The 21,232-nt window shown below is 40.8% G+C and carries 13 protein-coding genes; 6 read left to right on the top strand and 7 right to left on the bottom strand.

Annotated features, from left to right (window positions below):
• Position 1 precedes the first annotated feature (1 nt).
• Together AC6H1S_RS03935 and AC6H1S_RS03930 are read right to left on the bottom strand one after the other, a co-directional pair.
• Complete coding sequence (locus AC6H1S_RS03935) at positions 2–706, bottom strand: hypothetical protein (protein WP_497565200.1); 705 nt, start codon at positions 704–706, stop codon at positions 2–4.
• A complete protein-coding gene (locus AC6H1S_RS03930; RefSeq protein ID WP_497565199.1) occupies positions 663–6,926 on the bottom strand; it encodes a P-loop NTPase family protein in 6,264 nt (2,087 codons plus the stop codon). Before AC6H1S_RS03930 ends, AC6H1S_RS03935 begins: the two co-directional genes overlap by 44 nt.
• 685 nt (positions 6,927–7,611) lie before the next feature.
• Here AC6H1S_RS03930 and AC6H1S_RS03925 point away from each other — a divergent pair.
• The gene (locus tag AC6H1S_RS03925) at positions 7,612–7,947 is read left to right on the top strand and encodes a hypothetical protein (protein ID WP_497565198.1); all 336 of its coding nucleotides are present in this window, start codon (positions 7,612–7,614) and stop codon (positions 7,945–7,947) included.
• Positions 7,948–8,256: 309 nt separating this feature from the next.
• Here AC6H1S_RS03925 and AC6H1S_RS03920 read toward each other — a convergent pair whose 3' ends face one another.
• Positions 8,257–9,048, bottom strand: coding sequence for a PIN domain-containing protein (locus tag AC6H1S_RS03920; protein WP_497565196.1), 792 nt, complete (start codon positions 9,046–9,048; stop codon positions 8,257–8,259).
• 27 nt (positions 9,049–9,075) lie between these two features.
• Entirely contained in the window at positions 9,076–9,411 is a 336-nt protein-coding gene (locus AC6H1S_RS03915) for a YegP family protein (RefSeq protein WP_497565195.1), read from the bottom strand.
• 388 nt (positions 9,412–9,799) lie between these two features.
• Here AC6H1S_RS03915 and AC6H1S_RS03910 point away from each other — a divergent pair, with 388 nt between their 5' ends.
• From AC6H1S_RS03910 to AC6H1S_RS03895, 4 genes are read left to right on the top strand one after another with little or no spacing between them, the layout of a single operon-like run.
• Positions 9,800–10,834, top strand: a complete 1,035-nt coding sequence (locus AC6H1S_RS03910; protein WP_497565194.1) for a nucleoid-associated protein — start codon at positions 9,800–9,802, stop codon at positions 10,832–10,834.
• A gap of 4 nt (positions 10,835–10,838) precedes the next feature.
• Positions 10,839–11,954 carry a hypothetical protein gene (locus tag AC6H1S_RS03905; protein WP_497565193.1) on the top strand — a complete coding sequence of 372 codons (1,116 nt, stop codon included), beginning with the start codon at positions 10,839–10,841 and terminating at the stop codon, positions 11,952–11,954.
• A gap of 54 nt (positions 11,955–12,008) precedes the next feature.
• Positions 12,009–13,517: an AAA family ATPase gene (locus AC6H1S_RS03900; RefSeq protein WP_497565192.1), complete on the top strand. Its 1,509-nt coding sequence runs from the start codon at positions 12,009–12,011 to the stop codon at positions 13,515–13,517.
• Between the two features lie 7 nt (positions 13,518–13,524).
• Positions 13,525–14,394: an HNH endonuclease gene (locus AC6H1S_RS03895; protein ID WP_497565191.1), complete on the top strand. Its 870-nt coding sequence runs from the start codon at positions 13,525–13,527 to the stop codon at positions 14,392–14,394.
• Between the two features lie 574 nt (positions 14,395–14,968).
• Here AC6H1S_RS03895 and AC6H1S_RS03890 read toward each other — a convergent pair.
• On the bottom strand, positions 14,969–17,164 hold the full coding sequence (locus AC6H1S_RS03890; protein WP_497565190.1) for a DEAD/DEAH box helicase: 2,196 nt from the start codon (positions 17,162–17,164) through the stop codon (positions 14,969–14,971).
• On the bottom strand, positions 17,161–18,099 hold the full coding sequence (locus AC6H1S_RS03885) for a HamA C-terminal domain-containing protein (RefSeq protein WP_497565189.1): 939 nt from the start codon (positions 18,097–18,099) through the stop codon (positions 17,161–17,163). Before AC6H1S_RS03885 ends, AC6H1S_RS03890 begins: the two co-directional genes overlap by 4 nt.
• Positions 18,100–18,306: 207 nt before the next feature.
• Between AC6H1S_RS03885 and AC6H1S_RS03880 the strand changes: the two genes are divergently transcribed.
• Positions 18,307–19,992 (top strand): recombinase family protein, encoded by a 1,686-nt coding sequence (locus AC6H1S_RS03880; RefSeq protein ID WP_497565188.1) that lies wholly within the window; start codon positions 18,307–18,309, stop codon positions 19,990–19,992.
• 358 nt (positions 19,993–20,350) lie between these two features.
• Here the strand turns inward: AC6H1S_RS03880 and AC6H1S_RS03875 are convergent, their stop codons facing one another.
• Positions 20,351–20,812, bottom strand: coding sequence for a JAB domain-containing protein (locus AC6H1S_RS03875; RefSeq protein ID WP_497565187.1), 462 nt, complete (start codon positions 20,810–20,812; stop codon positions 20,351–20,353).
• Positions 20,813–21,232: the final 420 nt, after the last annotated feature.

Below are 21,232 nucleotides of genomic sequence, written 5' to 3'. Positions count from 1 at the left end.
ATCAATTTGCCAAGTCTTCTTTATACTTTTTTAACAACAATTCATTCAACTTTGAGAACTTTTCCAGTTCTTCAATTCTTCTCTTCAATTTTTCAGTTGAATATTTCTTTTGGACAGCATCATCATCGTAATCTTCAAGCCCAATAGCGGGATCGTTATTCAAAATTATTCTTATAATTCTGGCATCATCACTATCGTGTATGTTTGTTGAATTCTTGAGGTAGGATTCCGTTTTTTTATTTTTAGCTTTCATGGCGGCCTGATTCAAAACGAACTCTATCCAGATTCTGGCTGCTTTGTCAATTTGCAAAGCCATGTTGGTATAGTCTGTTATCTCTTTTAGATCCGGGTTGTTTTTCTCCAGTTCAGACAATTCATGATCTAACGAATGATAAAAGTACGGCTCCTGTTCCTCGGGATTAAGCCGCTCCAGCGTTTTCAAAATAGGTTCAAATTCTTCCAATGGTCGCTTCCGGGAAGGGAGCGACCATCTATGTTTCCATAATGCCAGAACAGTTTCGAAGCATTCTTTTTCTGCTTCTTTCTTATCCTCATCGGACATAGCCTGTTCCGCCATTTTCACCTTTTCTGCTATATAATGAGCCATCCACTTAGAAAAAGTGTCAACGCCTGGATCTAGTTTGAGCTCTTGCACAAGGAGTTTACCCAAGTTGATAATTTGCTCCTGTAGTTCTGAGTTTTCCATTTGATGATAGTATAAATATTTTGTGTTGTGGTTTTACATATTCCCGTTTCTCACGATCATACCGATAGCTTACATCTCTTTTAATGCCAATGTCAAATATTAAATCGCAGCCAAGCGTTGAACAGAGTTCTTTTAAAAATGAAAGTTTAGCCTTCAATCGCATTCCTGATTGATCGGGTTCTTCATCCCGTCCTTCCCTATGGCTGCTCCATGTTTCGCAAGACAATGCAACTTCAGCACTATGAGCGATTTGCCAGGTCTTACCATCCGAATCTGGTGATAAGCGTAATTTTTCAACTATTGTGCTACCCAATGAATATGGAGGATAATCAATTTCATCCGCGTAAGGATCAAATTCATCTAATTCTTTTGAATTGTGGCGTTCATTAATCCAGCCTTTAAGTTTAAATGAGCCGGACTCGATTTCCATATCATCTTCATCAAAATAAGGTAGCTTATAATCGTATGGATCGCTACAAGTCGCTAATGCCCGTAAAAGAGCATCTGACGTTTTAGGTGAAACAAGTGCAGTTGAAATAAAAACAGTTTCTGTTCTTTCGTTATTCTTTTCATGCCAGCCTCCTTTTACATTGACCCACAATTCCCCGTTTGTTTTTGCCTGCATGTAATTCAAAAAATCCCCCTCTGTGATTTCAGTTTGCCAGGTATCATTCTTTTCTTCTGAAACCCACAAGGGCCTGTTTAGTGGCAACGGGTCTCTACAATCTGCCAGCCATTTGCCATCGGGACGTGTCAGTAAATGTCTTGATAGCCAGTAAGACCATGGTTCATCGTCCGAGTCATCTCTTGTTATGATTACCGGCATTTTTTGAATTAGCCTTGCAGCAACAACAAGCATAGCATGGTAGGACAAGTAAAAATCTAAATTGTCGGCTCTAGGGTAACTTCCATGATCATGCCATGTCTCCCGATCATTGTTGGAACGGTTCCAAAGGATAACTCTTGGATCATTATTATATCCATTTTTTTCTCCGAAATTCCATTCCTTAACAATAAGGTTCGCGGCCAAATCCTCTATTTGTTTACTGGAAATCCCAAATACATCGCCAAGCGGTTCATACCAGTATTTATCGAAATCCCATCCAAAATGGAAATCAATGCCAGGTTCAACTTCTCCTTGCTGATGCCAATAACTGCTGGTAGAATAATGGTATTTTTCCACCTGAACTGGCAGGTTGCTTTTTCCCACATTCATTATTGTTGCTAAAACCCCTGCTTCATAGGTTCCGGGGAATGCATTTTCAATCGCTACAATGATATCTGAAGCGAATTTTTGGATAATAACGTGATCCTGGGTTAACGCATATTGTAAAAACAAATCGTAGTGCTTAAATAGTATGGTAGGCTTTTCAATAGCTATCCTGGCAAATGCTATCAAAATGTACTGCCTTGCATGTAGGTTATAGAATGGAAACTTATGGTGTCCAAACGCACCTACTTTATCTCGGTTCAACCAAAAGACCAAAGCATCAATGATATCGGTACAATTAAAGTCTGCCAGCTTTCTGACACAATGTGCTGCATTCCATCTTACCGCTGCTCTTGGTGAACCGAGGGCTGACCATATAAATCCTGCGATGTTTGTGCAGGCATCACTGGTAACCTGTAAATCCTTACTCCATGTACCATCGCCAAAATCTTCTCCGAGGTGCAACTCAAAACGGGACAATGAATAATCAGTTAACTCAGCGGCATATTGTTCGCTGATATAGGATGACACCAGAAATACAAAACCGAAAAACTGTCGTGCATCAGCAATTTCATCACCATTTGCTAAGCCGGATGTGATTCCTGCAATCAATTTCTCAGTTAAAGGCTCATCGAGATTTAATGCCTTTTTGAAAGAGTTAAAAGAGTATTCATTTGTCAATTCATGCGCATAATGTTCTCCGAACCTATAGACAATGCCAGGGAATTTAGCCTGGTAACTCACTTTGCCTTTCCATTCCTCAGGAATGGAAGAAAGGATGTCCTGAACATCATAATGGTTAATGTCTTCAGAAAGGAAGATCATATCAATGAAGAGCCAAAGTGATTTTTCTTCCAACCTAATTATGGCGTCTTTTAATAAGTCTCTCAAGTCCCATCTGAAATCGTCTTTTTTCTGCTTCGATTTAAATCTCTCTATTAATGCGGCAAAACCTTCGGGTGTAACAATGTTTAGATCCTTCAAAAGATCGTCCCAATCTTGCTTAGATTCCCGCTTTTGCTGATTGCCGGATATATCTTCAGGGCTTTTAGCTTCTGTCTTTTGCTGTGCATAGAAGCCCGTAATAGACTTTAGTACTTCATTGCTTATGTTATTCTTAACTGCAATTTCTTCCAGTTTATCCCAATATGCATTGCCCGTGCCTTCTATCTGGAGCAAGTAAACAGCATCAACAACCAAGCTTTGCCGGATACTTTCAGATGCCTCGTTTTCTAAGCAGATTGTTAGTAGCCCATTCAATTGATGATAGGAGAAAAAACGGCTTAATGCCCAGCCTGCACTGGCCGAAATTGTGTTGGAACCGATTAATTCCATTAGCACTGCTTCCAATTGGTATTCAAAGCGGCCTATGTCCCTATCCCGCCACCTGCTTAGGGCCGATATAGCTATGCCTGGCGACATCTTGGCGCAAACACGGATCGCTTCGCTTCTGCTCCAATGCTTTTCCCTGGAAACATTTTCTCCCACTAACTCCGCACACCTGATGAAGCGATAACCCAATTCATCAGGGACTGTTTGCTTTATGCATGCTCTCTGAGCCAACGCAACAATAGCTTCCCATCTGGGAATAAGCTCTTCTCCAAATTTAGAAGCGACCTCAATAGCTTTATCAAAGTATACACTGGCATCATCAGGTGAAATGACCAAAACCGCACGAGCGATAGCAATGTATTTACTAGCAATTTCATCAGGTCCGTCGTCATGATTTGTTTTCGTTAATTCATAGGTAGCCTGTTCTAATGGCTGCCTTATATCTTGTAAATGTGGAGCCCTGCAAGCTGCACGAAGCAGTTGGGATTTATCCTGTAATCTGAAGGCTTTGTCATTAAGGAGAAATCTTTGGTAAAACTCAGTTATATCTTCTTTGCTTCCTTGTTGATAGAACGTCAATATATCAGCACAGATTTGGGAAATCTCGTAAGGAAGCATATCATAGCTCCTGTATCTATTGGTTCGAGCCTTTGTTGAAGTTTCATTAACTAAACCAACGACGTCTAGAAGTTTTATTTGTTTGTGAAATAGAACCTGAGCCCTTAACAAATACCAGGGAAATAAGCCATAGATTACCTCTTTAAATTCTTTAAAGTCACTGTTCAGCTCATGGTTTTTCGTCGTGTAGGAAAATTCATCTGGTGAAATAGCTTCTATATCTACTTCTGGTTTGTTCAACAATACTGCCCGTATAGCAAGCGCTCTAAGATAAATGGTTCTTTCACCTGATGGGTGAGTGCTATAAACCATTCGGTTAGCCTTGAGCGGCACATAGTGATTTAAAGCCCGTAATATCTTTTCCGCAGGTAAATCATTATACATGCATGCTTCGAGGAAGGAAATGATAGCTGGCGTTATCCTGTCATTGAAAAAGCCTCTCGATTTTTCAATTCTACTTTTCCGGGAACAGAGTAGATTTAGACATGTTTCTATTTCATTCGGTTCAGGAAATCTTCCAATTGCTACAAGCCTGCTAACTGTGGCAACCAGGTAATACGGTTCACGAATAAACCTGCCTGTCAGATCATTTATCTCATCAAACCGCCCCAGATCAACAAGCCTTTCTGCTAAATCCTGCACAGTCCTGAATAAGGCTTCTTTAGGCTTTAAACCAAATAGAAAATCAGTACAACCGCTTACACCATGAATGTTTAAATGGGCATAGGCAAGCTCCAAAATGTCATCATCCTGAACGCCGTCTTGGTTATAGCGGTCATCATTTTTTCTCTGCTCCTCAAATTGAATGTGAAGCCAATTCATAGCAGCCCGCAGGTAGCCTCTTCCTTCTCCTCTATAATCTGATATTCCCGAAAGCAATGAAGCGGAATAAACATTTTCAGAACCATCCCACCTGCTGCTTAATAATCTTTTAAAAGCAATTTCCTGAACTTTTTCCTTGCTTTGAAGAGTAGCAAGTAAGTCGATATTTGATCTGAAAAGCCCCATTTGCCGCTGATTTCCTGCTACTTCTTCGCCGGCTCTCATCGCCAGCTTAATGGCATCTTTAAAATTTTTGAGTTTAAGCGCTGCTTTAAAAGCAAATTGCAAACGATATACCCGAATATTACGGGCATCTATAGGGTTGTTTTCCGGCAAATAGTCATCTGAAAGTGCAATGGCAATTAGCTTATCGTATTGACCGGCTTGCAGGTATAGCTGCGGTAAGACCTCTGCCACATAAGATAACAGATGAGCGAGCGGCTCTAAAGCCGTTATATATTCTTCGTAGTTTTCTTTAGTAGCAAAGAATGTATTTCTAAACCAGGTTTCTGTTGGCTCATCTCTGAACTGTACAGAAGTATCATACAACCACAAGGAACGACCAATGTCGGAAACAAAACTTTTTACATGATCTATACTGACATTAGCCACTTTTGACAAAACATCAATGGGAATATGAGGAGGCAAGCTGGCTAAGCCCAGGCATATTGAATTAATTTGATGATGATGCTCCTGGGGAATCAGGTCTTTCATTTTAGATATAGCATCATTTAACTGAAGCTCTATTTGCTTTTCTACAGAGGTTCCCGACGGTCCTAATGAGGCTAATAACTTATGAATTGAGTCATGTTTTACATCCAAAGCATTTGCCTGCACCCGCGGATTTCCAGAGGTTAAACGGTGGAATTCAATCCCATCCTTTTCATTTGCATCAGGAAACCATTTTTTTAAATTTGCCAAAGTTTCCTCCTCTGAAAATGGTTCAAGCTCTAATTCGGTAATAAAGCTTTGCGGCTGTAATAAATGGATGCGCTCGGTTCTGCATAACAGCACCAGCTTACATCCATCCGGCATATTCTCACGTAATAACTCATGAGCAAAACAGGATTGCGTGTATTCTAGGGCTGCCATCTCTGCATTATCTGCAGCATCAATTAAAATGAATAGCAGCGCATCATCAGTTACTTTTTTTAAAGACTTCACAGAGGCTTCAATTCGTTGAAGGAATTTCCGCATGATATCTTCATCCAGTGTTGTATTCTGTACAATCAGCGGATCACATAAACCTTTGGCCGAAAGTTCATTTACGATTTGCACTAAAGCATCCCTATGTTTATGCCGGGATTCACTTCGATTTCTGTAGCTTCCTGCACCAAAACAATCATAAGCAATGCCTAGAGATCCTTCCGGCAAAGAATTGATTAGCTGACGACAGAAAACGGACTTGCCTACGCCACCTGCTGCATGCACGATAGCAGGATGTGATAAGCCAGCAACTGTGTCTTTAAGAATTGCGTGTTGCCTGCGTTCGATTATGTTAGTAAGTTCATCCCATTTAGCTGGCGCAGGGTATAGCTCTTTTTCAGAGGTTATACCAAAGCGCTTTAAAACGTCTTCCCGATTAATCTTGCCATCAGTATCGGGTAGCACCTTCTCTTGTACTAATGCAACAAGATTTTCAATTTGTGCATTTTCTATAGAACCTGCAATCAATTGAGCTAATTCTATTCTTAATTCATCTTTTTGAATATTGTAGTTCCCTTCACCATCCTCTAAATGGAGCATATTGCAGAATGACACCAAATCATCTTCAGAGAGATTTGTATAGGCCTCTATTGTTTTCTTAAAAACAGGGTTGACCTGCTCCTTTTTTATGATTGCCGATAAGTTTGCCCTGAATGAGTCTGCAACTTTTCTGTTTGTAATGATAGTAAAGGAAATAGAAACATCTGCGTTATTCTCATTTTTATGCTGGACATATCTTGCAGCAAACCCAGTGACGGTATCTTTTAGGTCGCTTATTGTAAATGGCTCATCTCCCTGAACAGTTGTGTGCTTCAACTGATAGTAGTCTATTTTTTTCTTCCCTGCATCTTCAATACTGTATTCCGAAACGTCTATTACATACTCTCCGGCTTTTTCCGTTTCGGGCGACCCTTCAATATATACTCCTGTCAGACAAGAGTTGGGGTATATTAGCCTTAGGCAGCGCCTGGCAGCCCACCTATAATGAAAAACATCTCCTGCCCTTGAATATGCTACTAAATCGTTTGGCATGTCAATAATAAAATTATGTAAGAATCAAAGATGGCTGTTGTCCTGCCTTTACACGTATCCTGGCGTAATCTCAAAATCTTTAGAGCTGATGAAAAATCATCATCCAACTTGATCGAAAACGGCTTCGTCATATAATCGTTCTTGTTGTATCGAACCATTGATTGATCTGTCATATTAAAGCAGGGGTTTGAGTCTTATATTTTCCGACAATCTAGTCTTGACTTTATTCTATATTTTGAGAAATAAATATATAGATTTGTTCTTCACAAATATTTCTATTGAAGAATTAATTTCAGAACATTGAATTAGTACATAACGGTGTTTCAGGATCTGATTTTAATAGATGAGATTGGTCTACAATCAAATATTGCAAAAGAACCGCTGAACGTTTGCAGGCTACCTATGACAATTTTGATTATGTCGAAACATGGTGCTCAATTCAATCCATTCTTGTAGCTGCAGGAAATGGATCAATAAAATCAATAAGATATCCTAGTCGTGCTTTCTTATACTATCTTCTGCTTTCTCCAAGGTACAAGTGGCTAAACGTTGCAAATTTTGTAGTGTCCGACCTAAAAGTTTCATCCACCACCTGATATCCTAGAATAATCGTTTGGATTACATCATTCAGTAAAGGCATTTCAATTGTATCAGGAACTTCTATTATGGTACAAGGGCCAAGCGTATGGCCACGGGCCTGCATTACAGAAAAGGACAGACGGATGCAGACCATGTAATTGCGCTGTCGCTTTACAAAAAAGGGCTTTACGCCGAAGCATTGGAGCTCTTTGGCAAAGCTCTATCAAATTACAAGAAGCTCGGAGATACTTCAGGCATGCCCCGGACATATATGGATATTGCCGTTCTGATGCGAAAGGGAATCGGCAGCCAGACCAAGATCAACTCCTATATGCAAAAGGCAATCGGGATCGGAAAACGCCTTGAAACAGCGTTTTGCACACCTTTTCCGGACATTTCACCAAAATGTCCTGGATTTTTATTGCTAAAATCGAACACATGATCCAGCAGAACAAAACTTTCTGACTGCCAATTATTTACGGACATAAAAAAACGGAACACCTCTATAAAGGTGGTCCGTTAAGTGCTTAACTGGACAAACATCGAACCGTTTTGTCGAGGATTTGAATAAGATTGCATCAATACTCAAGGAAAAAGCTATTGAAAATCAACAAGTCATAAGTTACCTCAACAAATACGAGTCTCCACCAAAAAAGAAGCTTGAGGTAAAGAGACAGCTTTAGGCACTCGGTACGACGCATTTATTTCACTGTAAGTGGATATGGCCACCAGTGACCCTTTTGCCTTTCTATTATTGTTCCCCACTCTCTTCAACTTCATGGTTGTTTTCAACGGCGGTTTTCCTGGCATATGGACGCCAGTAATCATTTGCATGCCTGATATCGTCAATTATTCGTTTCTCAGCCTGTTTAACTTCTGGACTTGTTGCAACGCCTATTTCATTGAAAGCATCGGTAATGCTTTCAGTCAGCTTAATAATAGAATGCCCTGTACCTTTGTGAAAATCTTTCACCAAAAAGCTGAAATTGTTGGTGTAGGTGTTATCCCTTCCAACTATTACAATATCTTCGATTACATTTTTCAGTATTATTTCCCAGTTGATTTCATCGCCGATCGAATATTTATCGGATGTTGGCGGATTACCGATGAGCTTTCTTTTTTGGGCTTGGGCAACAATTTCATCTGTTGTAAAAAGAACTAGATTTTTTCTAAGAGCCTCATTTACAAAGTCAGTAAAGAAAGATGCTATTGGATCAGTGTCAGGATTTTGCAGAATTTTCTGGAAAGTAGCAATAACCTCTGTCCTTTTGTCCTGATACAGTTTTTGCAACTCTAGCAGTTCTTTAAATGCACTTAAATTTTTAACATACGAACTTGAAAAGTTATCTAATTTGGATTCTGTTTCAAAACGCTTTTGGATAGTTTTAATAACCACTTCCCGGCTTCTTTCGAACTCTTGGATAATCTGATCAGTCAGAATAATATTTTCGATGTTATTGTAAACCTCCTTTAGCAATTCGATTGGATTATTGTTCGATCGATAGAAGTCCAGAAAGATATTTGTGTCGATAAGTATTTTCATATAAGCGTCCTGATAAATAACCGCAGATTACCATTCGGATGAATCTGCGACGGGCGCCAAAGGGGCATTCTTTTTAACAGATTCGATTCCGTTATCACGTCCGCTTGGCGTTTCGTATATTTGGCTGGTACCGATTACCTGATCATTACCTGCAACTAAGACAAAATAATACTTGCTGTTCGAGGAAGTTTTACGTTGGTAATTGCCATCGTAAGGAGCATATCGTTTCACTGTTTCAATACCATTTCTACAGCTTTGTTTTGCTATATAGCCCTCGCTTGTCAAGATTATCTCGCCATTACCGGACTTTAGGTTAAATTGGTATTCTCCATTAATTCTCTGACGTATCACGAACTGTCCCATTCCTTACTAAATAAATTTCTTCAAATTTAGAAATTTCAGGTTCTTTTTCGAATTAATAATTATCAGGATGAAAAATGCCTTCATTCTATTTGTTGTTGCCATTTAGAATCACTCCCATTTGTTAATTACATAAACCGTAGTAAACAATTTTGGTAGCATAACAAAGAGTACAGCGGATGATGGACGACCTTGCATTGGAGCATTTGATCATCAGAAAGTAGTAATGAAAAACTCTTTGAAGGAAAAAATGTTCTATTTCTTTACATTTCGTTTGTCTGAACGTTCCGGTTATATCAGAAAAGACGCAAGGTTTTGATACTACGGAAACCCTTTTTGATTTCCGGTCAGGATATTTTTATATTAGGACGAATTATATAAACCAACGCTCATGGAATTAAAGAGAATCGGAAGCAACCTTGATCTAAAAGGTATTGTTATCCACCAGTTGAAAAAGTCTGCAGGTGATCGAAACGTAGGCTTTAAAAAAGCAAAAAAGATCCTTGCAAAAAACGAAAAGGAAAGGACCTTTATAGGTAAGCTTAACGAATCGTACCACAAAAAATCAAATCCCACCTACGGGATTTTTGCCGGAGCAAGCCCCCAGTTCAAAAATATTTTAGAGGACTATCTAGCCTCGGGCCAGTTTTATGATTTTTCGGTCGACGCTGCTTCATTGTATAAAACCACTCTGGAAAATACCGTTAACGCAACAGGAGGATTTCTCATCTTCACCGATTTCACAAATACCGATACGCAGAACAGGTACATGCTCATTCTGACCATCAACAATAAGGACGGCTACGTCGTAAGCGAGGCAGACCTGACGTTGGAGGATATCAAAAATCTTGACCTCAGTAAGGTAGATGTTGCATGCATGATCAATCTAACCAAATGGAAGGAGATCGAAGAAGGTGTGGATACCGAAGCCAGGACATATCTTTCGTTTGTCAGGGGAAACAAGGGAGTGAGTTACTACTTTATGTCGTTTATTGACTGTGACAATAAGACCACGAATACAGAATCAACCAAAAGGCTGACCAGGGCCTTGGACGCATTCGCAAAGGAAAAGGGTTACGATCGCAAGTCTACAATCCAGATGAAGAATGCGGTCTACGAATACTGCAAGAACTGCATGAGGGACAAAAAAGAAATCCATCTCGCGACTATATCCGCACTATTAGATCCAGAAAACACAGAAGATTTCCTGCAGTTTGCGGCACATGAGGATTATGGAGTTAGCGAAACCATCAAGGGCGATAAGGCACAGTTGAAGCGGATCAAATACATCATGTACAAGGACAGTAAATACACGTTAGAGTTTGATTCCAATCTGCTTGGCGAAGATATTATTTACAATGCTCAAAAGAATGAATTGACCTTTAAGAAACTACCTGAAGGCCTAATCAGTCAAATCACATCTTAACGCAATGCTGAAAGAGGTAGTAGACATTATTGAGGCATCCAATCCCAGGATCGCAGATGGGGCGCTTTTCTGCTCGGACATTACTGTCGATGCGCAGACGAAAAAATGCATCGAATTTCTTGAAAAGGGTTCCGTAATCGAAAATACCGATTATGATAACAAGGTTGGTGAGCGCATTTCCTTGGAACTTTCCCTAGCTCGTTTGAACGGCATCGGCTACTATGAAACCAGTGAAAAACTGGTTCTCAAAAACAAATATTCTTTTCCGGACAAAGAATTCTATGTCGCTGACCAGAAGGCATTCAGTGACGACAGCAAGAATGAATTCTATATTAAACTTAAGGCTGTGCTCTCCTTGATGGTTGCAATTGAGCAGGTGGCGCAACATACATACGTCGATGTTGACGTCAAAAACTCTCTGATATTTAGGGACGACAAATCACTGATCATTTCCTTTTTATATAAATCGGCTCACATAGTCTCGTTGCGATCGGAAGACGTAGATAACATTGCTATCGTCGTGTCTACTTTGAGTGGAGCAAGCACGGAAAAGAAACTGCTATTCATCAATGAATTGATTGATATGCTTAACCCGGTTACGAAAACGGTTCGATTTGAATTCCTATTGAACAATGTTGACGTTTATGTCGATAAGTGTAATAACGCTTATCAGTACTACCTAAGGGACTTTTCATACAACAAGCTTAAGATCGAACTGGATTCAAAAGCATTGGAATTCACGCAGAAGATCCAGTCTGTTATCAATGATTCTCAGACTAAACTCATAGCCATTCCGACAGCGTTCGTCCTTGTCTTTGCCTCTTTTGACTTTGAAAAACTGGACTCCGCGAAGAACATAATCGCTATTATCAGCCTTTTCATCTTCTCTTTTATCATTCAGTTGTTCTTGAATAACCAGACCAGTTCTTTGAAGTTCACCAATGTGAACATCGAATCGTACAAGGAAACCTTTCAGCAGAAAAATATCGAAAAATTCAACGAAAGGTTTTCTTTGGTCAAAAAAGAGCTTGAAAAACAAAAGACCAGACTACTGTATGTAATCATCATCTTATGGTCTTTACCGGCGATTCTGCTCTTGACATGGCTATGCTTAAGATGAGACAACTAATGAATGGGTTATGCTATTTTAATATTCGGCTTAAATAAATTAAATATGATATTTATAGTCACGGGCAGGTTTTCTAATATAAGCAATGCTGCACCCGACACCGTACTGCTGACCTGGGACAATTGGAACGACTACTCCTACTATACACTTTTCGGCATTGAATACAAAGATACCAAATCTCGGACCCACGATCTGGGCAATGTACGAATCGGGCATTTTGGACAGGTAACTGTAAAGCGCCCGTTGGCACAAGGCGATCAATTTCCTCAACTGGGTCCTGACTATTTCTCTCTCGGTTCTGGAACGGAGTACTATGAAAATCTCAATAAGTTGCACCCGGATACCAGACGACAAATACTGACTGGCTTAAGAGATCTAGCCTTATTCCCAGATTTGCTGGAAAAAGCAAAAGACGAAGAAGTAACAAAAACTTCGCTCTTAAGGGGCCTTGACCTTGAAACGGTGAGGGGGCAATATAGAAGAATGGCCCTTGGAGGAGCTAGGCTTACCGCATTTCGATTTTCTTTTGAAAGCCCGCCCATTTCCAGCAATAGCCCTAAGATGGAACTATCATTTAAAGTTGTTCCCGAATCGAATCCTCCTACCAACGTACACGTAATCATCGGCCGAAATGGAGTTGGTAAAACTCACATGATAAACAACATGGTGGGATCACTGTACCATGCAGAAGAGGCAAAGTACGGACAGATATACTTCAATGAACGTGACGAGGACGTTTTTGTAAACGTGGTATTTGTGTCTTACAGCGCCTTTGATGCCAGCATACCATTCTTTGATACAACAAGTGAGACCACCAGGATGAAGTTCAGGTACATTGGCCTTAAAAAACCAGACACGACCATTAGAACTGGCTTCAGCATAAAATCGGCTGAGGAGCTAGCAGAAGAATTTATTTCCAGTTTTATGGAGTGTATGGAGAGTTTCAAAACCGAGACCTTACGACAGACCCTCACAGCATTAGAATCTGATTACAACTTTCAGGAAGCCAATATCGTGAAACTGCTAGAATTGAAACCTACGGAAGTTAGAGAAATAGGTCCGGTCGTCTTTAAGAAGTTAAGCTCGGGACATAAGATCATTTTACTGTCTATAACACGATTGGTAGAAACAGTGCAGGAAAAGAGCCTTGTATTTATTGATGAACCTGAGGCCCACCTGCATCCGCCATTATTGTCGGCTTTCACTAGGGCACTTTCAGAATTGCTTACTAAGGTGAATGGCGTAGCTATAATTGCAACACATTCCCCTGTAGTTCTTCAAGAAGTTCCGCGGAGCTGTGTATATAAACTGTATCGCGTTGGAGCAAATGCCTCTGCACAGCGACCAGAAATCGAAACCTTTGGAGAGAATGTAGGTGTCCTGACCAGAGAGGTCTTCACCTTGGAAGTTACCGAATCGGGATTTTATCAACTCCTTAAAAAAGCTGTTGCTGAGCTGGAAGATTATGACGCGTTACTGGAGCATTTTGATGATAGGTTGGGAATGGAAGCACGGTCGTTGGCAAGGGTTCTTTTCGCCAACAAACAGTCATAGCTGAAGTATGAGGTATCTGAATAAACCAACTGATAAACCGAGGACAGTATTTTTAAGATGTATCTCAGGCATACCAGATCCTGATCTTGTGACGAGATTGACAAATTGCGCAAATTCTGTTAACGCTGCCAGTCACGAGTTTGAAAGCAAAGTGGCGTCCAATGAACTCTACACGATTGTAAAGAACAAGGCGACAAAAGCCAACAAAAAAATACGCGTGCTGGATGGCGAAGTGACGATCGAGGAAATGAAAAATGTCTACACAGAAAATTTTGCTGCGATCGGATCTCCAGGACGACCCTTGTATGACACGATTATGGGATTACCATTGAATAGCAGATGCCCCTATTGTTTTCATAGGCAGGTAAGCACACTAGACCACTATTTGCCCAAAGCATATTATCCTTACCTTTCCGTAGTTCCTTCCAATCTTATCCCCAGTTGCAAGGACTGTAATATGAGCAAATTAGCAGGGCTGCCCACTAGCTCTACAGAAGAGATCTTGCATCCGTACTTCGACAACGTTGAGAATGAACCTTGGCTTATGGCAGAGGTAGTAAAGACTTCACCGGTTTCACTACGTTTCTTTGTGAAGCCATATTCTGGCTGGACTGTAACGCTTCAACAGAGGGTACGAAATCATTTCGATTCCCTGGACCTTGCAACGCTCTACGGCTCCGAGGCTGCCAACGAACTGATAAATATTAGATATCAGCTGAAAGAACAACTGCGGATCGGTGGTGGGAATGCTGTTCATAGGCACCTGCATACGGAAGCAAAAAGCAGGCTGGCCGCAAATGTTAACTCGTGGCAGACAGCTATGTATCTCGCAATATCGACAGACCCTTGGTTCTGCGATGGAGGATTTGAAAAATAAGCGCCAATGTTGTTGTAACTATCGTAACTAAACACCGATCCAGATGCTCAACGTTTTCCATAAATCGACGCTTCGATCTGAATAAGGGATTCTTGACGTCTGACTATGCTTGGCCTTGTTCGTAAATAGTACTGATATCCTCTCCATCGATTAATTTGACAGTAATACCATCGTCTACTTCAGCCCCAACAAATGCCTCGAGGTCTGAAGAGCTGAACCACACCATCGCCCTTTCGATTTGGTACAAAAATCCCAAGATGTTACCATCAGCACTATGAAGATTGTTCGCACTATTCATATTGTAATTGAGAGGCTTATATTATGGCAAACTTTAAATTTAGCAGATATTTGCCAACAAAAAAATATTTCTTTAAAGACTCCAGTTTGCCTTTACTATGTTGCGTCGTCATTCTAAGCAGCAGTTAGCCCCAACGTGCCACAAGAACATTGCAAATCTGCCTGATATTGTCATTATTTAAATTATTAACAATGATATATTTTACAATGAACTGATGAATTTTGATATTTAATTGCTCTTCCCATTTTAAGTAAACCGGGTGTTTAGACTTAGTCGTCAAAAGGCATTTCTTATTTTTTTTATCTCGTAGTTTATTAAGCCTCGACCTTTCAGGAAATCGTCCGTTAGACTATTACACTGATTTATCAGCACCTCCGGGCTCAGTTCCTGATTGAGAAATCGCTTCAATTTATTTATCGCCGAAACCGGAATGTCATATTCCATCAATGCGGCAAGGCTGGATGGCAAAAATGTGTGTTCCAGCAACCCGGCAAAAAAGGAATAGTTTCCAAAAGGCAAATTGTTCTTTTTAAGTACATATTCCTGCAAGTCTGAAATAACCGAAATCCATTTAGGCAACTTATAGTCAAACCAGTGTCTGGTTATGTTAAGGGCAAAGAACGTCAAAGTATTGATTCTGGTCTGCTGATCCGGATAGCGATTGATCTGGAAGGGGTCATTGATAATGTCGGTTATCAAAGCCGGTACAGACTTTAATTGGCTGTATTTTATAGTTAAGAATGCCAGCTGTTGTGGACTTCTGATGTCTGCTTTGTTTTCGCCTGGCTTTAATAGATTGTTCCATGCCAGATCTATAACAAGCAAAATTTGCTCATAGGTCGGATACGTCATCCAGTTTAACAAGCCTTGATACTGCCGAATATTCTCTTCTATCAGTTTTACGACCTTTAACTGACCGTCCAAATTGACACTGGAGTTTTTTCTGAGCACTTTTTTTAGATCGTCATCGAGATTGTTGAAGGCATCGAGCCTGTGCCTAACTCCTTTATCTACGTCCGCATCATCCAATGCTATCAGAATTTCAAGCGGTGCATTTTCCTGGTCAAAAAGAGGAATGTCAACAAATAGCTCCATCTGATCAGGTTGCTTTTCAAAACGGATAACATTTCCAATGAAATGCTTGTTCATGCGACCCGAGCGACCTGCTATGTTCTTATAGTCAAAAAAATCAATTTGCTTAGTCCCCTTTTCCTTGTCAAAAAATACAACGTTTTTCGCTGACGTATTTACTCCTTCGATAAGTGTGGAAGTACAAAACAGCCATCTGATGGACCCACTGTTAAAAGCATCGACAATAGAACTGCCTAAATGGCGTGGTAAGGCTCCATGATGAAACGCAACGCCTGATTCTATAGCTTCGATAAGTGACCAACGAGAATTGACGCTTTGTGCGATCCACTCGATCGTATCCTGTGTATCGTCCAAGTTACTGATTTGCGGGTCTATCGACAATTCTCTTAGATACGCAATAAACTCGATACCCAGTGTAGTTGCTTTATTGGGAGAAGAACAATAGATCAATGTCTGGTCTGTCAGCTCAGATAAATAGCTAAATAGATTTGCTTTCTTTTGCAGTTTTTTTTCGGTTGCTTTGATTTTGTCCTTTATTTCCAGGCTTCTTTCATCAACCGCCACAGTTGAAAACTCTGTTGGGAACCAAGTTAAATCGAATTTTTGCTTAAATGAAGCAGGAATGTTCTTGATCATTGGCCCAAGCAGGTAAAACTTGTTAGTTAATTTGAGTAACCTGCTGAAGGCCTGGTTAAGCGCAATGGCTCTATCGTCATCTCTATCTATACTAAGCTTGTAAAATTCGTCTATTACGAAGAAGTCAACATTGTCAAAATGTTCATATTCGACAACGCGTTCACCTGTGAACAAAAAAATATTGCCCCTCTCTTCTTCTGGCTCCTGGTTTGTTGATACAATTATTTTATATGAATCCCTGTATTTTAGCAATTTCTTCCGCGTTTCATCCAACAGGGCTAAAGTGGGTTGTATAATAACGATTTGTCTGTACAGTCGACTGGCAACTACTTCCTCGATCAGTAAACTTTTGCCAAAGCTGGTTGGCGCACTAACCACTACCGCTTTTTTACTTTGAAGCTCCACCGAAAGACGTTGCTGCTCCTCATGTAAAAAGACGCCTTCTATGTATGGTGATTTATGATACTCATATCTGAGCTGACTGCTCCGAGATAAGCTGTCTATTTCCAGATAAGGGTATAATCCCGCCGCTTCTGTTAGGTCATTCCATATCGGTTTTGTATTTTCTTGAAGCTTGGACCAGGCGTCGCGTACTCGAATTACGATGTCGCGACCGTACTTCTCGGCTTCCTTATTCCGCAGCAATTGGGCACAATATTTTGATAGATCAAAACTTTCGTTATACCCGATAAACTGTGATTCTGATATAAATTTTATTGCCTCTGGAACTGATTGGAATGTCATATACGCTGCATTGATTTTAATCTTGTGTCGAGTTCTGTATTTAGAATATCCTTATCAGGAACAGGCAATAGCATTAGAATTATCTCAACATTGATCGACCCTTTAAGTTTCAAAAATTCCGTATTAAGTGTATTCCATTCCGTAATAAAATCGGTAAAGCATTCTGGAGTATTGTCGTCATGAGCAGTAAACAGGTCGCTACTGTATGTGCAGACCATTGGTATCACAATACTGGAAAACACCACATCAAGCCGTTGATTTTTATCCATCAGACTGCGCCAATATTCTATTTCAGGAATTTCATTGGGAAGTTTTTTGGATATCAGATTGAATTCTCGTCGTAAATAGTCTGCATTGACATGTTTAACAATATCCTTTGCGAGATCTTTAACCCCGCCACTACCTGATTTATACAGTTTTGACTCTCCCAGCCATAGTTTTTTATCTTGACCATTGATACTGATCTGAACACCGTCAAAGCCATGGGCTGGAACATTGTGGGAATCTTTGAAATAAATCTTTGAAACCAGTGGTATGGTATTATGAAAGTCCCGCAATAAAAGATGCAAAATCAATTCGCCAAACTCACCTCTTGTCTGGTACTTGTCGGTCGTGTAGACTGTTTCTGCTGCTTCTTTCAGCCTATCAATAATCTCAGTTAGATGTATGTGTTCTCCGTTGTGGTAGCCTAAAGCAAATTCCGGAATTACACTTCTAATCACATCGACCAATGGCTGTAGTCGAAATTTCTTTTGATCAAATCCTACATAGTAGGCTTTAAGGCCAGGATCTGAGATTTTTTCTTCAATTACTAGTTCGGATTTAAACGGGCGAGGCATTAATATATAATCTGTAAAAAGGTTTATCAAATAAATATAGAACAAAACTTTAAAGAATATCAAATCGAAAATAATTCGTAAATATGAGAAGTGCATTTTTAGTGATGCTGATCAGCTTCTCTGGCCTACAATCTAAGATGTTCAAAATTTTGACAGATAATTGCGCTAATAAAATATTCTCATTCTATCACAGAATCCAACGAAGGAAAAACAATCCATTCGGTGAAATACCTACAACATTTTCCCTTTCGGACTGTTCTACCTGTAGCACAGGCTTCAAAATCTGGAAACTATAATTTTCATATGGAAACGGCATATCTATATGTGCGCGTCAGCACGGACGAGCAGAAAAGAAAAGGCTATTCGCTTCCGGAACAGGAAGACCGGCTCCTGAAATACTGCGGTCAATGTGACATAGAGGTCAAGGGCATTTTCCGGGAAGACTTTTCGGCCAAAAGCTTCAACAGGCCGGAGTGGAAAAAGCTTATTGCGATAATAAAAAAGGATCGTTCGGACAAGGGGAACAATATCCTGTTTATAAAGTGGGACAGGTTCAGCCGCAATATCGAGTATGCCTATGAAATGATTGGAATATTGCGAAGGTACCACACCACGGCAATGGCCATCGACCAGCCGGTCGATTTCTCCGTTCCGGAGAGTGCCGTAATGCTTGCCGTCTATCTTTCCGTCCCCGAGGCAGAAAACGCTAGACGGGCACTGAACACTGCAAACGGCATACGGCGGGCAAAACAGATGGGACGATATCCAGGAAGAGCACCTTTGGGCTACATCAACATGGCGGAACAGGACGGCAGGAAATATATAGCACCCAGAGAACCCGAAGCTACCATAATCGCCTGGGCATTCAGGCAGCTCGCCAAAAACTGCTATACCATCGACGAGGTCAGAAGGATGGCCGTTGCAAAAGGCCTGAAATGCTCCAGGTCCAATTTCTGGCAGATGGCGCGAAACCCTGTCTATTGCGGCCTTGTCGGCCTGCCATCAGAATCCGGAGGCCGGCAACTGATAAGGGGCATCCATGAGCCGTTAATCTCTGAGGCTCTGTTCTCCGAAGTGCAGAATATTATCGGAACAAAAAGAAAAGTAGCCGGCAAAACGGAAGAGCTAAAATCAACCTTTATGCTCAAGGGCTATCTGGCCTGTCCAGCATGTGGCCTTAAGCTGCGCGGAAGTTTTTCCCGCGGACGCACCAGACGGTACCCTTATTATCACTGTTCGGCAAAATGCGGCACAAGGTTCAGAGCGGAATCGCTCAATGATAGCTATATAGAGGAGCTGCAGCAACTGGTTCTTTTGACAGGCACTGCCGAGCTTTTCCGCCTTGTCCTGGAAGACGAGAATACTTCAGTGCAGAAGGCAAATTACCTGCATGACCGGAGATTGCTACTGAGGCAGCTTGAAGAACAGGAAACGGTGATATCCAAGGCAAGGCAGATGTTCGTAGCGGACAAACTGAAATTTGACGATTTCATCGAACTCAAACGGGAATACCGTACCATTTCCGGCCCGCTGAGAAAAGAGCTGGATACGGTCTCGGCCAAGCTGAAGTCCATCAAACATCATTTTATGCTGGACAAAAGTCCCTTGACGCATGTATTTTCCTGCTTTGCCGACTTGGACACTTCCGACAAAAAGCACATCATAAGTCTGGTTCCTCCAACTGGTATTGATGTACAGGCAGGGAAAGTCTCTATAGGTCCAAACGGAATAATATCAAAAATTCTTTCCCCTGGCACCAAGACCTCGGGGTTAAAGGGCAGGTCAACATCTTTGAAAATGGGTACTCCCACATTTAAAATAGCAAACTTCATCGACAGAAAGGTCTCGGTCAGACGAGCATCGGCCATACTGGCCAAGAATGGGATACAGGTCGATGACAGTGAAGCTGCCGCAGTATTGGATTTCCTATACCATATCGCAAGGACGTGGAAAAGACCTGGCAGCAATAAAAAGAAGCCAGAACCCTAAGCGGATATCGAACCTCGGGAAAACCGCGCTAATACTATCAGGAATAAGCATTTTCATCCGTCCAAAGGAAAAGGCCATAGAATTTTATGGCAGAAATCGAACCATATGGACAATCAGTTCTAATTGACTGCCCTTCAGCCATTTGCGGGCATAAAAAAACGAAACACCAGCATTGTGGTGTTTCGTTAAGTGGAGAATACCGGATTCGAACCGGTCACCTCTTGCCTGCCAGGCAAGTGGGCTAACGCCCAATTGAGCTAATCCCCTTGGTTTTTCCTTGTAATTGTCAATTGTACTAACTATGTACTAACAAACAGCCTGATTAAAAATTCTATTTATTGCATTCCAAATTTAACACTTAAATCATCCTTTTATCAGCAAAGCTATAGTAGCTTTCGCCATTTATAATCAAATGATCCCATATTACCATATCCAATAACCTGCCACCCTCAACCATTTTTCTTGTTAACTGAATATCTGCATCACTGGGCTTTAGGTTGCCACTAGGGTGATTGTGACAGAGAATTATTGAACTGGCATTAGCCTTTAATGTTATGGCAAAGATAATTTTAGGGTCAACCACTGTACCGCTAACGCCACCTTGTGAAATATCGGCAATCCCAAGTACCCTGCTGTTTCTGTTGAGCAGAAGTATCTTGAACTCTTCCAATAGCTCGATCTTTCCCTTGCTCCATCTTGATAAGAATAAATTGTAAGCCTGCTCTGATGTTGTAATCTTAGGCCTTTCCTGTGCCCTGAACTTTGGCCTGTAGGTCACTTCGACCTCGGCCACTTTGAATGTGTTTTCTTGTTGTACCATATTATTTTATTAATTATGGTACTGTATAAAGCTATACGCTCAACTAAGTCAAGAAGCAACGCAATAAATGGACAGTGCGTAGGCTACAGGAGGGTTTATGGCGGAATTTCTTGAAACGTGTTGAGGGTACTGGCTTAACTTTGTGCAAATGATTAATGCATTAATACTAAGGTACTCCTTTAATATCCAGTTTTCATCTAGTATTTTCTCTTTAAGGGGACAGTAAAAGTTTTGGATATTGGGTGGAGCTGTTGTTGATTTACCTCCCATCCCTCTACCGTTTACAAGGTAAAATAGCTGAAATGATTAACGGTGTTGACCTTATAAACAGGCAACAATCAGATATCCTATTATAATGGTTCTATTCAATGCCAGCCTTTGTAGGCCATAACAGCTTTTATATGACCCTTTGGCATGAAA

This window comes from Pedobacter sp. TM02 (genome assembly GCF_059705275.1).
Note: the sequence above shows the minus strand (reverse complement) of the source record. Positions and strands in the feature narration are given on the sequence as shown.

Coding starts and splice junctions, on each gene's coding strand:
- AC6H1S_RS03905 (WP_497565193.1), top strand. CDS start 10,839: ATGCTGAAAGAGGTAGTAGACATTATTGAGGCATCCAATCCCAGGATC.
- AC6H1S_RS03925 (WP_497565198.1), top strand. CDS start 7,612: ATGGCCACGGGCCTGCATTACAGAAAAGGACAGACGGATGCAGACCAT.
- AC6H1S_RS03895 (WP_497565191.1), top strand. CDS start 13,525: ATGAGGTATCTGAATAAACCAACTGATAAACCGAGGACAGTATTTTTA.
- AC6H1S_RS03885 (WP_497565189.1), bottom strand. CDS start 18,099: ATGCACTTCTCATATTTACGAATTATTTTCGATTTGATATTCTTTAAA.
- AC6H1S_RS03930 (WP_497565199.1), bottom strand. CDS start 6,926: ATGCCAAACGATTTAGTAGCATATTCAAGGGCAGGAGATGTTTTTCAT.
- AC6H1S_RS03915 (WP_497565195.1), bottom strand. CDS start 9,411: ATGGGACAGTTCGTGATACGTCAGAGAATTAATGGAGAATACCAATTT.
- AC6H1S_RS03935 (WP_497565200.1), bottom strand. CDS start 706: ATGGAAAACTCAGAACTACAGGAGCAAATTATCAACTTGGGTAAACTC.
- AC6H1S_RS03875 (WP_497565187.1), bottom strand. CDS start 20,812: ATGGTACAACAAGAAAACACATTCAAAGTGGCCGAGGTCGAAGTGACC.
- AC6H1S_RS03880 (WP_497565188.1), top strand. CDS start 18,307: ATGGAAACGGCATATCTATATGTGCGCGTCAGCACGGACGAGCAGAAA.
- AC6H1S_RS03890 (WP_497565190.1), bottom strand. CDS start 17,164: ATGACATTCCAATCAGTTCCAGAGGCAATAAAATTTATATCAGAATCA.
- AC6H1S_RS03920 (WP_497565196.1), bottom strand. CDS start 9,048: ATGAAAATACTTATCGACACAAATATCTTTCTGGACTTCTATCGATCG.
- AC6H1S_RS03910 (WP_497565194.1), top strand. CDS start 9,800: ATGGAATTAAAGAGAATCGGAAGCAACCTTGATCTAAAAGGTATTGTT.
- AC6H1S_RS03900 (WP_497565192.1), top strand. CDS start 12,009: ATGATATTTATAGTCACGGGCAGGTTTTCTAATATAAGCAATGCTGCA.